The 14,608-nt window shown below is 71.5% G+C and carries 12 protein-coding genes; 2 read left to right on the top strand and 10 right to left on the bottom strand.

Annotation, left to right across the window (positions count from 1 at the left end; genetic code table 11):
- Positions 1-68: 68 nt before the first annotated feature.
- From ACYF6T_RS40480 to ACYF6T_RS40435, 10 genes are all read right to left on the bottom strand, one after another.
- Entirely contained in the window at positions 69-1,028 is a 960-nt protein-coding gene (locus ACYF6T_RS40480) for a sigma-70 family RNA polymerase sigma factor (RefSeq protein WP_461702962.1), read from the bottom strand.
- A gap of 68 nt (positions 1,029-1,096) precedes the next feature.
- Positions 1,097-2,167 carry a pseudouridine synthase gene (locus ACYF6T_RS40475; RefSeq protein ID WP_461702961.1) on the bottom strand — a complete coding sequence of 357 codons (1,071 nt, stop codon included), beginning with the start codon at positions 2,165-2,167 and terminating at the stop codon, positions 1,097-1,099.
- The gene (gene scpB, locus ACYF6T_RS40470; protein ID WP_461702960.1) at positions 2,167-2,832 is read right to left on the bottom strand and encodes an SMC-Scp complex subunit ScpB; all 666 of its coding nucleotides are present in this window, start codon (positions 2,830-2,832) and stop codon (positions 2,167-2,169) included. Before scpB ends, ACYF6T_RS40475 begins: the two co-directional genes overlap by 1 nt.
- Positions 2,829-3,884: a segregation and condensation protein A gene (locus ACYF6T_RS40465; protein ID WP_461702959.1), complete on the bottom strand. Its 1,056-nt coding sequence runs from the start codon at positions 3,882-3,884 to the stop codon at positions 2,829-2,831. Before ACYF6T_RS40465 ends, scpB begins: the two co-directional genes overlap by 4 nt.
- Before the next feature lie 19 nt (positions 3,885-3,903).
- Positions 3,904-4,479: a hypothetical protein gene (locus ACYF6T_RS40460; protein WP_461702958.1), complete on the bottom strand. Its 576-nt coding sequence runs from the start codon at positions 4,477-4,479 to the stop codon at positions 3,904-3,906.
- Positions 4,464-5,600: a ParA family protein gene (locus ACYF6T_RS40455; RefSeq protein WP_461702957.1), complete on the bottom strand. Its 1,137-nt coding sequence runs from the start codon at positions 5,598-5,600 to the stop codon at positions 4,464-4,466. Before ACYF6T_RS40455 ends, ACYF6T_RS40460 begins: the two co-directional genes overlap by 16 nt.
- A 414-nt stretch (positions 5,601-6,014) precedes the next feature.
- Positions 6,015-7,130, bottom strand: a complete 1,116-nt coding sequence (gene ald / locus ACYF6T_RS40450; protein ID WP_461702969.1) for an alanine dehydrogenase — start codon at positions 7,128-7,130, stop codon at positions 6,015-6,017.
- A 144-nt stretch (positions 7,131-7,274) separates the two neighbouring features.
- Positions 7,275-9,320: a tetratricopeptide repeat protein gene (locus ACYF6T_RS40445; RefSeq protein WP_461702956.1), complete on the bottom strand. Its 2,046-nt coding sequence runs from the start codon at positions 9,318-9,320 to the stop codon at positions 7,275-7,277.
- Positions 9,321-9,502: 182 nt separating this feature from the next.
- Positions 9,503-10,129 (bottom strand): NUDIX domain-containing protein, encoded by a 627-nt coding sequence (locus tag ACYF6T_RS40440; RefSeq protein ID WP_461702955.1) that lies wholly within the window; start codon positions 10,127-10,129, stop codon positions 9,503-9,505.
- A gap of 94 nt (positions 10,130-10,223) precedes the next feature.
- Entirely contained in the window at positions 10,224-11,873 is a 1,650-nt protein-coding gene (locus tag ACYF6T_RS40435) for a CTP synthase (protein ID WP_461702954.1), read from the bottom strand.
- Positions 11,874-12,336: 463 nt separating this feature from the next.
- Between ACYF6T_RS40435 and ACYF6T_RS40430 the strand changes: the two genes are divergently transcribed.
- Together ACYF6T_RS40430 and ACYF6T_RS40425 are read left to right on the top strand one after the other, a co-directional pair.
- Complete coding sequence (locus ACYF6T_RS40430) at positions 12,337-14,139, top strand: glycoside hydrolase family 15 protein (RefSeq protein ID WP_461702968.1); 1,803 nt, start codon at positions 12,337-12,339, stop codon at positions 14,137-14,139.
- A 132-nt stretch (positions 14,140-14,271) separates the two neighbouring features.
- Entirely contained in the window at positions 14,272-14,604 is a 333-nt protein-coding gene (locus tag ACYF6T_RS40425; protein WP_461702953.1) for a trypco2 family protein, read from the top strand.
- Positions 14,605-14,608: the final 4 nt, after the last annotated feature.

Genomic DNA, 14,608 nt, shown 5'->3' with positions numbered 1-14,608 from the left:
CCCGCCCGCCACCCCGGCCACGCTCCCCAGCGCGTAGGCGAGCGAACGCTCCAGCAGCTCCCCGGAGTTCACGACATCACCTGCGGGAACCCGAAGCGGGTGATCTGCCGCGGGTCGATGAAGGCCGTGATACGCGCGAGTGCGCCCCCCGCCACCGTGAGCACCTGCACCGAGTGCGCGCGCAGCACGCCGTCCACCCCGCGCACGTACATGACGACGGCCGGCTGCCCGTTCGCGCGCGTGGGCAGCATCCGGTGGGCGCCCCGTCCGTGCCCGCGGGCCCGCAGGAACGCCAGGACGTCCTTCCTGCCGCGGTACCACTCCAGGTTGGGCGGCATCTCCAGTTCGACGCCGTCCTGGAGGAGGTCGACCAGCGCGTCCATGTCGGCGTTCTCGAAGGCGGCCATGTACCGGTCGAGCACCTCGCGGTCGGCCGGGGTCTCCGGTTCGCTGACGAGGTCCTCGTCGGGGGCGATCTCGTCGAGACGGGCACGCGCGCGTTGGAGGCTGCTCTTGACCGCCGCCGTGGACGTGCCGAGCAGCGCGGCGACCTCGGCCGCCCGCCAGGCCAGCACCTCGCGCAGGATGAGCACCGCCCGCTGCCGGGCGGGCAGGTTCTGCAGCGCGGCGACCAGGGCGAGCCGCAGGCTGCCGCGGGCGGCGACGACGGTGGCCGGGTCGACGAGCGCGTCCGGCAGCGGCTGGAGCCAGGGGACGTCCGTCGCAGGGCCCCTCAGCGGCTCCTCAGGCGCCTCCGACGGCCCGCCGAGCCCCGAGGGCAGCGGACGGCGCGCGCGGCCCTCCAGCGCCGTCAGACACGTGTTGGTGGCGATCCGGTGCAGCCAGGTCCGCAGACTCGCCCGGCCCTCGTAGCCGTCGTAGGACCGCCAGGCCCGCAGATACGTCTCCTGCACCAGGTCCTCGGCCTCGTCGACCGAGCCCAGCATCCGGTAGCAGTGCGCGAGCAGCTCGCGCCGGTAGGGGTCGGTCAGCCGTACGAACTCCTCGCGGTCCGCGCTCACCGTCATGGCCACTCCTCTCGCCGGTCACGCAGTACAGACCGGCGAGAGAGCGGAAACGCATCGCGGAGGTGCGCCTAGAGGTCGACTTCCTTCATCAGCATGCCGACCTCGGTGTTCGACAGGCGGCGCAGCCAGCCCGACTTCTGGTCGCCCAGGGTGATCGGGCCGAAGGCGGTGCGCACCAGCTTCTCCACCGGGAAGCCCGCCTCGGCGAGCATGCGGCGCACGATGTGCTTGCGGCCCTCGTGCAGGGTCACCTCGACGAGGTAGTTCTTGCCGGTCTGCTCGACCACCCGGAAGTGGTCCGCGCGCGCGTACCCGTCCTCCAGCTGGATGCCGTCCTTGAGCTTCTTGCCCAGATCGCGCGGGATCGGGCCGACGATGGCGGCGAGGTAGGTCTTCTTCACGCCGTACTTGGGGTGGGTCAGGCGGTGGGCCAGCTCACCGTGGTTGGTGAGCAGGATGACGCCCTCGGTCTCGGTGTCCAGCCGCCCCACGTGGAAGAGCCGGGTCTCGCGGTTGGTGACGTAGTCCCCGAGGCACTGGCGCCCCTCGGGGTCCTCCATCGTCGAGACGACACCGGCGGGCTTGTTCAGCGAGAAGAACTGGTACGACTGCGTGGCGACCGTCAGCCCGTCGACCTTGACCTCGTCCTTCTCGGGGTCGACCCGCTTGCCCTGCTCGGTGACGATCTCGCCGTTCACCTCGACCCTGGCCTGGTCGATCAGCTCCTCGCAGGCGCGCCGGGAGCCGTAGCCCGCGCGCGCGAGCACCTTCTGCAGCCGCTCGCCCTCCTGCTCGGCGCCGGGGAACGTCTTGGGCAGCTTGAGGTCCTTCTTGCCGGCGTACCGCTCGCGGTTGCGCTCCTCGGCGCGCGCCTCGTACTCCCGGGAGCGGGCGGGGGCGGTACGGCCGCGCTGGGGCTGGGCCTTCTTGGGGGCGCCCTTGGCACCGCCGCGGGCCGCGCCGCCGCGCCCGGACTTGGGGCCGTCCTGGGTGGCGCCGGGGCCCACGTCGTAGCGGCGCTCCTCGGGGCGGGGCCTGCGCGGACGGCCCTGGCTCTGGCCCTGGCCCTGCTTCTGGTCCCTGTTGTTGCCGGCCCCGCGGTAGTTACCGCGCCCGCCGCTCTTGCCGCTGCTTCGCATCAGAATTCCGTCGTCGTCGTGTTCGTCGTGTGGTCGTCGTCCGCGTCCGGCGCGTCCGGGTCGAACGACGGCACCCCCTCCTGGGTCTCGGCCTCGATCGCCTCCGCCTCCGGGAGGAAGGGCGCGAGCTCCGGGAGCTCGTCCAGACCGCGCAGGCCCATCCGCTCCAGGAAGTAGTTCGTCGTCCTGTACAGGATCGCACCTGTTTCGGGTTCCGTGCCCGCCTCCTCGACCAGGCCCCGCTGCAGCAGGGTGCGCATGACCCCGTCGCAGTTGACCCCGCGTACGGCCGAGACGCGGCTGCGGCTCACCGGCTGGCGGTAGGCGACCACCGCGAGGGTCTCCAGGGCGGCCTGGGTCAGACGGGCCGTCTGGCCGTCCAGGACCAGGCGCTCGACGGCCGGGGCGTACTCGGCGCGGCTGTAGAAGCGCCAGCCGCCCGCGACGAAGCGCAGCTCGAAGCCGCGGCCCTGCACGGTGTAGTCGTCGGCCAGCTCCCGCAGGGCCTTGGCGATCTGCCGCCTGGGCCTCTCCAGGATCTTCGCGAGGTGCTCCTCGGTCGCGGGCTCGTCCACGACCATCAGGACCGCCTCCAGGGCGGGCTTGAGGTCGAGGTCGGCGACGGCGCGCAGTCCCGCCGGAAGGCCCGTGGTGTCCTCGCTCACTCCTTGCCCTCCTTCTCGGGCCGCCCGTCCTCGGGCTGCTCGGGCGGTCGGTCGAACTCGTCGGTCACCAGCGGCTGCTCGTCGCCCTCACCACCGGTCCAGCGCACGATCAGCTCTCCCAGCGCCGTCTCCTGGTCCAGGGCGACGGCCTTCTCGCGGTACAGCTCCAGCAGGGCGAGGAAGCGGGCCACCACGGTGAGCGTGTCGTCGGTGTCCTCGACGAGCGCGCGGAAGCTGGCCTCGCCGAGCTCCCTCAGCCGGGCGACGACGATGCCGGCCTGCTCCTGCACGCTGACCAGCGGGGCGTGGATGTGGTCGACGTACACCTGCGGCTTGGGCTTGGGCTGCATCGCCTTGACGGCGAGCTTGGCGAAGCCTTCCGCGCCGATGCTGATGACGACCTCGGGCAGCAGCTCGGCGTGGTGCGGCTCCAGGCCGACGGTGCGGGGGTAGCGGCGGGCCTCGTCGTCGAGCCGGCGGCTGAAGATGTCGGCGATCTGTTTGTACGCGCGGTACTGCAGCAGCCGCGCGAACAGCAGGTCCCGCGCCTCCAGCAGCGCCAGGTCGGCCTCGTCCTCCACCTCGGCGGAGGGCAGCAGCCGGGCCGCCTTCAGGTCGAGCAGGGTGGCGGCCACGACCAGGAACTCGGTCGTCTCGTCCAGGTCCCAGTCCGGCCCGAGGGCCCGGATGTACGCCATGAACTCGTCGGTCACCTTCGACAGCGCGACCTCGGTGACGTCCAGCTTGTGCTTGGAGATCAGCTGGAGGAGGAGGTCGAAGGGGCCCTCGAAGTTGGCGAGCCGGACCTTGAAGACCCCGTCGTCGTCGGCTTCCGGCGCGCCCCGGGGTTCGCCGGCGTCCGGTACGGCGGCCACGGGCTCCTCGGCCGCCGGGACCTCCTCGACGGGCGGCTCCTCCACCGGAACCACCGGTTCCGGCACCGGGGCCGGAACCGTCGGCCCGGCCTCCGCGGGAGCCGCGCCCGGTCCCCTGCCCAGCGCGCGCCGGCGGCCGGCGGGGACGCCGGGAGCGGGAGTGTCGTTCGAGGTCATGGCCCCCGCAGGCTACCGCCTACCGCCCGCGCAGTCGGCGTACGAGGATGCTCGCGTCCCCGCGGGACTCCAGGTCGGCCAGGACGACGGCGACCGCCTCGCGGACGATCCGGCCGCGGTCCACGGCCAGCCCGTGCTCGCCGCGCAGCACCAGCCGCGCGTGCTCCAGGTCCATCAGCTCCTCGGCGGAGACGTACACGGTGATCTTCTCGTCGTGCCGTTCCCGCCCGCTGGGGCGCCGGTTGGCCGCCCGCCCGCGCTTGCGGGGCTGGGCGTTCGCGGCGGCCGGGGCAGAACCTTCCTGCGCCGTCTGACCTCGCCCGGCCCGCTCGGCGCCCCGTGCCCGGGACTGCGCGTCGGCCGGCTCCGGCTCCGCCGCCACGTGCTCGGCGCCGTCGCCGTCCCCGCCCTGTGCGGGCACGGACTGCGGCGCGTCCTCGGGCGACGCGGCCGCGACCCCGTCGCTCTCCCCGGCGGGAGCGGGCACCCGGGCCTCGCCGTTGGCCCCCCGCCGCGGTGTGGACGGCTGGAGCGCCATTCCCCCTGTCGTACGGAAGAGTTCGTCGGCCCCCGGCAGACTCACTCGGCGTGACACCGGGCGAGCACCTCCCTGGCGAGCTGGCGATAGGCGGCGGCGCCGACGGAGTTGGAGGCGTAGGTGGTGATCGGCTCACCGGCGACCGTGGTCTCCGGGAAGCGGACCGTGCGGCCGATGACCGTGTGGTAGACGTGGTCGTCGAACGCCTCGACCACACGGGCCAGCACCTCGCGGCTGTGCACCGTGCGCGAGTCGTACATCGTGGCGAGGATCCCGTCGAGCTCCAGCTCCGGGTTGAGCCGCTCCTGGACCTTCTCGATGGTCTCGGTCAGCAGCGCCACACCGCGCAGGGCGAAGAACTCGCACTCCAGGGGGACGATCACCTTGTGCGCGGCCGTGAGCGCGTTGACGGTGAGCAGGCCGAGCGAGGGCTGGCAGTCGATGACGATGTAGTCGTAGTCGGCCATCAGCGGCTTCAGCGCCCGCTGCAGCGTCGACTCGCGCGCGACCTCGGAGACCAGCTGGACCTCCGCCGCCGACAGGTCGATGTTGCTGGGCAGCAGGTCCATGTTGGGGACCGCGGTCTTCAGGAGCACCTCGTCGGCCGCCATGCCCCGCTCCATGAGCAGGTTGTAGACGGTGAGGTCGAGCTCCATCGGGTTGACGCCGAGACCCACCGACAGCGCGCCCTGCGGGTCGAAGTCCACGAGCAGCACGCGCCGGCCGTACTCCGCGAGCGCGGCACCCAGGTTGATGGTCGACGTGGTCTTGCCGACGCCGCCCTTCTGGTTGCACATCGCGATGATCGTCGCGGGGCCGTGCGAGGTCAGCGGGCCCGGGATCGGGAAGTACGGCAGCGGGCGACCGGTCGGGCCGATGCGCTCGCGGCGCTGGCGGGCCGCGTCGGGCGCGAGCGTGGCCGCGTACTCCGGATCGGGCTCGTACTCGGCGTCGGGATCGTAGAAGTGCCCGTCGGGCAGTTCGTCGTAGTCGGCGAAGTGGTTGTGGGGCGCGCCACTTCCGTCGCCGGCCATGGCGTTCACGTGATGGCCATCCATGCTCTGGTGTGCTGACAGAGCCGTGTGGGGGCTGCGCTGGCTCTGGTGGGCTGCGAAGGTTCGGACAGCGACGGAGCCGACAGCCTCGAAGCCCGCGGAGCCCTGGCCCCGTGCAGGCATTCCTGGTTGACCACCCCCGGGAGAAAATGTCGACTCATTCACAAGTCGTCTTACCTCCTTGGTGACCAGGAAACTTCTAGACAAGGTCAGCGTGGCACCATGCCGACGGTTGGCGACTCTATGGCGTGTCGGGCGTCCGCAGCAACACAATCCGCCGGACCCGGCAGGATGTGTCGGCAATGAAACATCCCTCTGTCAAGGGCGTACGGCCGTCGCACGGCAGGTTTCACCGGTGTACGAACCGGCCGAAGGGTTACGTTCGAGGCGAGTTGACCGAGAGCCGCAAAGTGACCATACACACATCCGGCCGGACCTTGTGGGGCAAGGTCCGGCCGGGTGTGCGCGGTTGACGCGCCTTGTTGACGTATCGCCTTTACGAAAAGGTGACTTAGCTCTCCGGCCTGGTCACCCCGGTCAGCCGAGCAGCGTGGCGAGTTCCACGTGCTCCAGTCCGTGTGCCTCGGCGACCTCCTTGTAAACCACCTTGCCGTCATGGGTGTTGAGGCCCTTGGCGAGCGCGGGGTCGCGGCGCAGCGCCTCCACCCAGCCGCGGTTGGCGAGTTCGACGATGTAGGGCAGCGTGGCGTTGGTGAGCGCGTAGGTGGAGGTGTTGGGCACCGCGCCGGGCATGTTGGCGACGCAGTAGAAGACCGAGTCGTGGACCGGGAAGGTCGGCTCGGCGTGGGTGGTCGGCCGGGAGTCCTCGAAGCAGCCGCCCTGGTCGATCGCGATGTCGACAAGGACACTTCCCGGCTTCATCCGGGCGACGAGCTCGTTGGTGACCAGCTTCGGGGCCTTGGCGCCCGGGATGAGGACCGCGCCGATGACGAGGTCGGCGTCCAGGACGGCCTTCTCCAGCTCGAAGGAGTTGGACATGATCGCGCGGACCTTGGTGCCGAAGACCTTGTCCGCCTCGCGCAGCTTGTTGATGTCGCGGTCGAGCAGCGTGACGTGGAAGCCCATGCCGACGGCGATCTGCGTGGCGTTCCAGCCGGAGACACCGCCGCCGATGACGACGGCGCGCGCGGGCTGGGTGCCGGGGACGCCGCCGGGCAGCACGCCGCGGCCGCCGACCGAGCGCATCAGGTGATAGGCGCCGACCTGAGGGGCGAGCCGGCCCGCGACCTCGGACATCGGCGCGAGCAGCGGCAGCGAGCGGTTGGGCAGCTCGACGGTCTCGTAGGCGATCGCGGTGGTGCCGGACTCGATGAGCGCGTCGGTGCACTCCTTTGAGGCGGCCAGGTGCAGGTAGGTGAAGAGCGTCTGGTCCTTGCGGAGGCGGTGGTACTCCTCGGCGATGGGCTCCTTGACCTTCAGCAGCAGGTCGGCGGTGGCCCACACCTCGTCGGCGGTGGGGAGGATGCGCGCGCCCGCGGCGACGTACTCCTCGTCCGGGATCGACGAGCCGGCACCGGCGCCCTGCTCGATGACGACCTGGTGGCCGTGGCGCACCAGCTCGTGCACGCCGGACGGGGTGATGGCCACCCGGAACTCGTTGTTCTTGACCTCGCGGGGGATGCCGACCTTCACGTCGATCACGGTCCTTGGCTCAGTGGATGTGGGGCAAGAGAACACATACCCGGGCATGCGTGAGCACACCGGGAGACACCGCAGGAGAAGGTGCGGCAGAGCCAGTTTAATGAAGGCGTTCCCGCTGTCTAGCCTTTCATTGCATCAATCTTCAGCGGATGTACTACGGATTTCGCAGGCGTCAGCGTCGTGTTTCGGGTCGTCGGCCTGTTCCGGGGACTCCTCCCCCAGCAGCCGCTCGGCCGCGCCCCGGTGCAGCCGGGCCGCCACCGGGTCGCCCAGGTGCTCCAGCGTGTCGGCCAGCCGCAGCTGCAGCGCGGCCTGCAGCCGCACGTCCTCGGCGCGGCGCGCCCACTCCACCGCCTCGTGGCAGGTGCGCAGCGACTCCTCGGGCCGCCCCGCGTACTCCTGCACCCGGGCCAGCTCGCTCAAGGCCCGTGCGTGGGCGGCCACATCGCCGTTCTTGCGGTGCCCGGCGACGGCGGCCTTCCAGTTGCGCAGCGCCTCGCCGTAGCGGCCCGCGTAGGTGTGCGCGGTGGCGATGCGCCCGTACAGCCGGGCGGCCTCGGCACGCTCGCCGCGGGCCAGGCGCTGGGCCAGGGCGCGCCCGAACCAGTCGGCGGCCCGGTCGTGGTCGCCGAGCTCCTGGTGGGCACCGCCTACGGATTCCATCGCGCGGCCGGTCGCATACGGGTCGTTCGCCTCCCGTCCGGCGTCCAGCGCCGCCCGGTAGCGCACCAGCGCCTCGGCCGTCCGCCCGGTCCGGGCGTCCAGGTCGCCGAGGTTCAGCAGGGCCGCGGCCTTCTCCCGGGGCAGGTCGCGGCGCTCGGCGACGTCCAGGACGAGCCGGTGGACGCCGTAGAGGTCGGGGGCGGCGGCCTGCGTGCCGAAGTGCGCGACCATGGCCCTGACCAGCTGGGACATCAGGCGCCGGGCGAGGGTGTCCAGCTCGCCGTCGGCCACCGCGAGGCGGGCCGAGGCCAGCAGGGCGGGCCTGCGGACGCGCAGCCACTCCTCGGCGGCCCGGGGGCTGGGGAAGCGCAGGGCGGGGGGCATGCCCTGGAGCTTCTCGCGTGCCTCGGGGCTGTCGGTCTCGGTGATCGCCCGGCACGACTGCAGCAGCCGTACCGTCCGCTCCAGCATCCGGGCCCGGGCCAGCCGCAGCTCGCCGGGGCGGTCCTGGGCCGCCGTCAGCGCCGCCAGCAGGGGGTGCAGACAGCCGGGCACCTCGTACTGCGGCAGCGGGGAGTCGAGGGACCGCAGCAGGCCGAGGGCGACGAGGTCGTCCAGGGCGGTGCGGGCGCCCTCCACCGAGCAGCCGGCCAGCGCGGAGGCGGTGTGCGGGTCGACCAGTCCGGCCGGGGCGAGGGCGAGCAGGCGCAGTATCCGGGCCGCCGTGGAGGGCAGCGAACCGTAGGCGAGCCGGAAGACGCGGCTGAGCGGGGTGCCCTCGTCGCCCTCGGTGCGCAGGTGCTTGGCGAGGTCGGCGACGGCCGCCTTGGGGCGGGCGGCGAGCCAGCCGCCGGCCAGCAGCAGCGCCGCCGGCTGGCCCTGGCACTCCTCGACGAGGCCCTCGGCGGCCCGTGGGTCGACGGTGATGCGCACCGAGCCGGTGTACCGGGTCAGCAGCTCCAGTCCGGACTTGGTGTCCAGGCCGCCCAGCGTGCAGGGGCGGACGTCGCAGATGCCGGTGAGGGGGCCGTCGGAGACGGCGACGACCAGGCAGTCGGGGCTGTCCGGGAGCAGGGCGTCGACCTGCTCGGCGTCGGCCGCGTCGTCCAGCAGGAGCAGGACACGCCGGCCGGCGAGGGCGGTGCGCAGGGCCTCGGTCAGGTCGTCCTCGGCGGCGCCGGGCGGGGCGGGGCGGTCGAGGAGGGCGAGCAGGTCGCGGGCGGCGCGCTCGACGGGGACGGGGGTGCCGTCGGGCTCGCTCAGCCGGGCGCGCAGCACCCCGTCGTCGTAACGGTCCGCGACCTGCCGTACGAGTTCCTCGGCGAGCGCCGTGCGGCCGGAGCCGGGCCGGCCGGCGATGAGCAGCACCCGCGCGCGGGGCGCCTTCCGGCCGGACAGGGTGTCCAGGCCCGCGCGCTCGATGTCGGCGCGCAGTTCCTTCAACTCCCTTGTACGGCCCAGGAACTGACCCTCCGACAGCCGTACGCCGACTGCTGTGTCCACCGCCTGATCCGTCACGGGCCACACTCCCGTCCCACCGCACGCGCAAGCCCGCCGGGACTCCGGTCCGGGCGCTAACAGAGCCTAGTTCACGCTCTGCAACGTTCCCGGTGGAGCGCGGCGGGCGGGTCCCCCGATCGGATCAGCAGATGGTCACACCGGAAGGGTGCGGTGCCTTCGGGACCGCACCCGGACTGTCTTCAGGACTCGAACGGGCGCGCCGGCCACGGCGCCTCCGCCGGGCGCAGCGCGTCCAGCCCCTCGCCGTTCTGCGCGGCGACCAGCGCGAGCACGCCGACGACGAGGCAGTTGTTGTGCAGCTCCCCCGCGAGGACGCCCCGGACGAGCTCGTCGACGGGTACGCGCGCGTACTCCAGGTCGATCTCCTCGTGCTCGCTCTCGAAGCGCTCGCCGTCCGCCTCGGACAGGTCGCGGGCGAGGAAGATCCGCACGGCCTCGTCGCAGCCGCCGGGGGTGGTGTAGACGTCGGTCAGCACCCGCCAGTCCTCGGCCTTGACGTGCGCCTCCTCGTACAGCTCGCGCTGGGCGGCGTGCAGCGGGTTCTCGCCGGGCACGTCCAGCAGGCCGGCCGGGATCTCCCACAGCTTCTGCCGCACGGGGTGCCGGTACTGGCGGATGACCAGCACGCGCCCCTCGTCGTCGAGAGCGAGAACGCCGACCGAGCCCGGGTGGACCTGGTAGTCGCGGTGGACGACCGAGCCGTCGGGCATGACCACGTCGTCGGTGCGGACGGAGGTCTTGTTGCCCACGAAGGGGGTCTCCGTCGCCCGGATCTCCCACTCCTCGGGGGTGTCCTTGATCGTCATGCCTGTCCTTCCACGACGTACAGAGACGTACGGAACGAAACCAGGGCGCCCACCTTTTGAATGCGCGCGCCCCGGCCACCGTACAACTGTTGTGTTACTCGGCACTCTTCCGCGCGACCGCGGCCTTCACCAGGCCCGCGAAGAGCGGGTGCGGCCTGGTCGGACGCGAGCGCAGCTCGGGGTGCGCCTGGGTGGCGACCAGGTAAGGGTGCACGTCGCGCGGGTACTCCACGTACTCCACGAGCTTGCCGTCGGGCGACGTGCCGGAGAACACGATGCCCGCCTTCTTCTCCAGCTCCGCCCGGTAGGCGTTGTTGACCTCGTAGCGGTGGCGGTGGCGCTCCTCGACGTACTCCTTGCCGTCGTACACCTCGCGCACGATCGAGCCCTCGGCCAGCTTGGCCGGGTACATGCCCAGCCGCATCGTGCCGCCCATGTCGCCCTCGCCGGCGACGATGTCGAGCTGCTCGGCCATGGTGGAGATGACCGGGTGGGCGGTGCCCGGGTCGAACTCGGTGGAGTTGGCGTCGCCGATGTCGGCGAGGTTGCGCGCGGCCTCGATCACGATGCACTGCAGGCCCAGGCAGAGGCCGAGCAGCGGGATCTTGTTCTCGCGGGCGTACCTGATCGCGCCGACCTTGCCGAGCACGCCGCGGTCGCCGAAGCCGCCGGGGATGCAGATGCCGTCGACGTCGGCGAGCTGCGCCTTGGCGCCGGCCGGGGTCTTGCAGTCGTCGGACGTGACCCACTTGATCTTCACGCGGGCGCGGTTGGCGAAGCCGCCGGCGCGCAGCGCCTCGGTGACCGAGAGGTAGGCGTCGGGCAGGTCGATGTACTTGCCGACCAGGGCCAGGGTGATCTCGTGGTCGGGGTTGTGGACGCGGTCGAGCAGGTCGTCCCAGGTCGTCCAGTCCACGTCCCGGAACGGCAGGTCCAGCTTGCGGACGACGTAGGCGTCCAGGCCCTCGCCGTGCACGGTCTTGGGGATGTCGTAGATCGAGCGGGCGTCGGGGCAGGCGACCACCGCTGCCTCGTCGACGTCGCACATGAGCGAGATCTTCCGCTTGATCGCGGTCGGCACCTCGCGGTCGCAGCGCAGCACGATGGCGTCCGGCTGGATACCGATGTTGCGCAGGGCCGCAACCGAATGCTGGGTCGGCTTCGTCTTCAGCTCTCCCGACGGGCCGATGTAGGGCAGGAGGGAGATGTGGACGACGAAGACGTTGTCCCGGCCGACCTCGTGGCGGACCTGGCGGACCGTCTCCAGGAACGGCAGGGACTCGATGTCGCCGACCGTGCCGCCGACCTCGGTGATCACGACGTCGACCTCGTCCGTCGCCATGCGGCGGATGCGGTGCTTGATCTCGTTGGTGATGTGCGGGATGACCTGCACGGTGTCGCCCAGGTACTCGCCGCGCCGCTCCTTGGCGATCACGGTGGAGTAGACCTGGCCGGTGGTGACGTTGGCGGAGCCGTCCAAGTCGCGGTCGAGGAAGCGCTCGTAGTGTCCGATGTCCAGATCGGTCTCGGCGCCGTCGTTGGTGACGAAGACCTCACCGTGCTGGAAGGGGTTCATCGTGCCCGGGTCGACGTTCAGGTACGGGTCGAGCTTCTGCATGACGACGCGCAGGCCCCGGGCCTTCAGCAGCATGCCGAGGCTGGAGGCCGTCAGACCCTTGCCGAGCGAGGAGGCGACACCCCCGGTGACGAAGATGTGCTTGGTCGTCGTTGTTTTCGGCGGCATGGCCAAGAGGGGGCTCCCGTGGTCGCGGTCTGGGGTGCGGTTCCGGGGTTCTCTCGCCCACCGGTCCACGGGCTACCAGGGTATCAGCGAAGGCAGCCGATGGCTTCCGGCCACGCTCCGCACACGGGCCGCCACGGACCCGCACGTCCTCGACTGTTTCTCACCCGTTGCTCACCCGTTCGGCCGATCCGGGTTGCCCGGAGCGGCACGCAGATCATCTACGTGCGTCGTATCCTGCTCGGACACTCGCTGCCGAGCCCGGCCGGGTACACGGCACCACCCCCGCCCGTAATGACCGGAACAACGAGAGCTCGTCAGTTCGTTGAGCAAGAATTGTCGTTTTGCCACACGGCAGGACCGACTGCTTTGCTTCACCGCTCAACGACGCATTACAACGACCCCTTGACCGCACTAGCGACAGCCCCCTGCCGGGGGTGACGTGGCCGTTCGACTGGAGTTGCACGTGGCCGGGCGCATCGAAGACTACGCACTCATCGGAGACATGCAGACCGCTGCCCTGGTCTGCCGGGACGGGACAGTGGACTGGCTGTGCCTGCCCCGCTTCGACTCGCACGCCATCTTCGCCGGTCTGCTGGGCACCGAGGAGCACGGCTTCTGGCGGCTGGGCCCCGCGCACGCCTCGGACGCGCAGCCGCCGACGGCGGCCCGGCGCTCGTACCGGGGCGACTCGCTGATCCTGGAATCCGAGTGGGACACCCCGCGCGGCACGGTCCGCGTGACCGATTTCATGCCCCCGCGTGACGGCGCCCCGCAGCTGATCCGCATCGTCGAGGGCGTCTCGGGCCGCGTCCCGATGCGCTCGGCCCTGCGCATGCGGTTCTCCTACGGCCGTGTCGTGCCGTGGGTGCACAAGCACGACGGGCGCACGGTCGCCGTGGCCGGGCCGGACTCGGTCTGGTACGACACCGAGTGCGAGACCTACGGCAAGTCCCTGACGACGTACTCGGACTTCACCGTCGCCCCGGGCGACCGGATCGCGTTCACGATCTCCTGGGAGCCCTCGCACAAGCAGCCACCGCCGCTGCCGGAGCCGGAGGCCTCGCTGCAGGCGACGGAGGAGTTCTGGCGGGAGTGGGTGGAGCACTGCACCTACCACGGCCCGTACCGCGAGGCGGTGATCCGCTCCCTCATCACGCTGAAGGCCCTCACCTACGCGCCCACCGGCGGCATCGTCGCCGCGCCGACCACCTCCCTGCCCGAGGACATCGGCGGGGTGCGCAACTGGGACTACCGCTACACCTGGCTGCGTGACGCGGCCATCACCCTGTCCTCGCTGCTGCGCACCGGCTACCGCGAGGAGGCCCGCGCCTGGCGCGAGTGGCTGCTGCGCGCGGTCGCCGGCGACCCGGAGAACCTGCAGATCATGTACGGCATCGCGGGCGAGCGCGAGCTCGGCGAGGCGGAGCTGGACTGGCTGCCGGGCTACGAGAACTCGGCGCCGGTGCGGGTCGGCAACGGCGCCGCGCACCAGCTCCAGCTCGACGTCTACGGCGAGGTCACCGAGGCCCTGCACCTGGCCCACATGACGGGCCTGGCCCGCAGCGACTACGCCTCGCTGCTCCAGCTGAAGCTCATCCGCTACCTGGAGGACCACTGGGACCAGCCGGACGAGGGCATCTGGGAGGTGCGCGGGCCGCGCCGCCACTTCGTGCACTCCAAGGTCATGGCGTGGGTCGCCGTGGACCGCACGATCAAGCTGATCGAGTCCGGTGACGCGGACGGTCCGCTGGAGCGCTGGCGCGAGCTGCGCGACGACATCCACCGGGACGTGTGCGAGAAGGGCTACGACAAGGAACGCAACACCTTCACGCAGTCGTACGGCTCGAAGGAGCTGGACGCCTCGCTGCTCCTGATCCCGCAGATGGGCTTCCTGCCGCCCGACGACAAGCGCGTCATCGGCACCATCGAGGCGATCCAGCGCGAGCTGTCCACGCCGGACGGCTTCATCCTGCGCTACCCCACCGAGGGCGACAGCGAGGGCGTCGACGGCCTGCCCGGCGACGAGGGGGCCTTCCTGGCCTGCTCGTTCTGGATGGCCGACGACCTGGCGATGATCGGCCGGGTGGACGAGGCCCGCAAGCTGTTCGAGAAGCTGCTGTCCCTGCGCAACGACCTCGGCCTGCTCGCCGAGGAGTGGGACCCGCGCCTCAAGCGCCAGGTCGGCAACTTCCCGCAGGCCTTCAGCCACGTCCCGCTGATCGACACGGCCCTGCGCCTGACGGCCTCGGGCGCGTACGGCGGCTGAACCGGTGACGGCGTGCCCCGGCCGTGTGGGCGGGGCACGCCGTCACGGACACTGGCCGTGACCTCCTGCGCACCGCTAGATTCATCCGGCAACGAGTGTGCTGATCGGATCGTCTCACCACAGGGGGAACGTGTGACATCGTCGGGACAGGTCGAGGACGAGGGCATCGGCCTGGCGGCGGCCCTGGGCGCGATACGGCGCGAGCTGGCCCAGGCCATGGACGCGGCCCGGTCCGAGGGCGGCCCGGTGCGGCTGTCGGTGAAGTCGCTGGAACTGGAACTGCAGACCACCCTCAGCCGCACCGACGGGCTGAACGGCGGCATCAAGGTCCACGTGATCTCGGCCGGCGCCCAGCGCTCCCAGGGCCGCAGCGACGTACAGACCCTGCGGCTGCAGTTGGACGCCCGCGGGGACGACGACCGGCCCGTGGACACGGGCGACACCGTGGACCGCCGGCCGAGGTGAGCGG

The organism is Streptomyces sp. 7R007, assembly GCF_054850255.1.
Note: the sequence above shows the minus strand (reverse complement) of the source record. Positions and strands in the feature narration are given on the sequence as shown.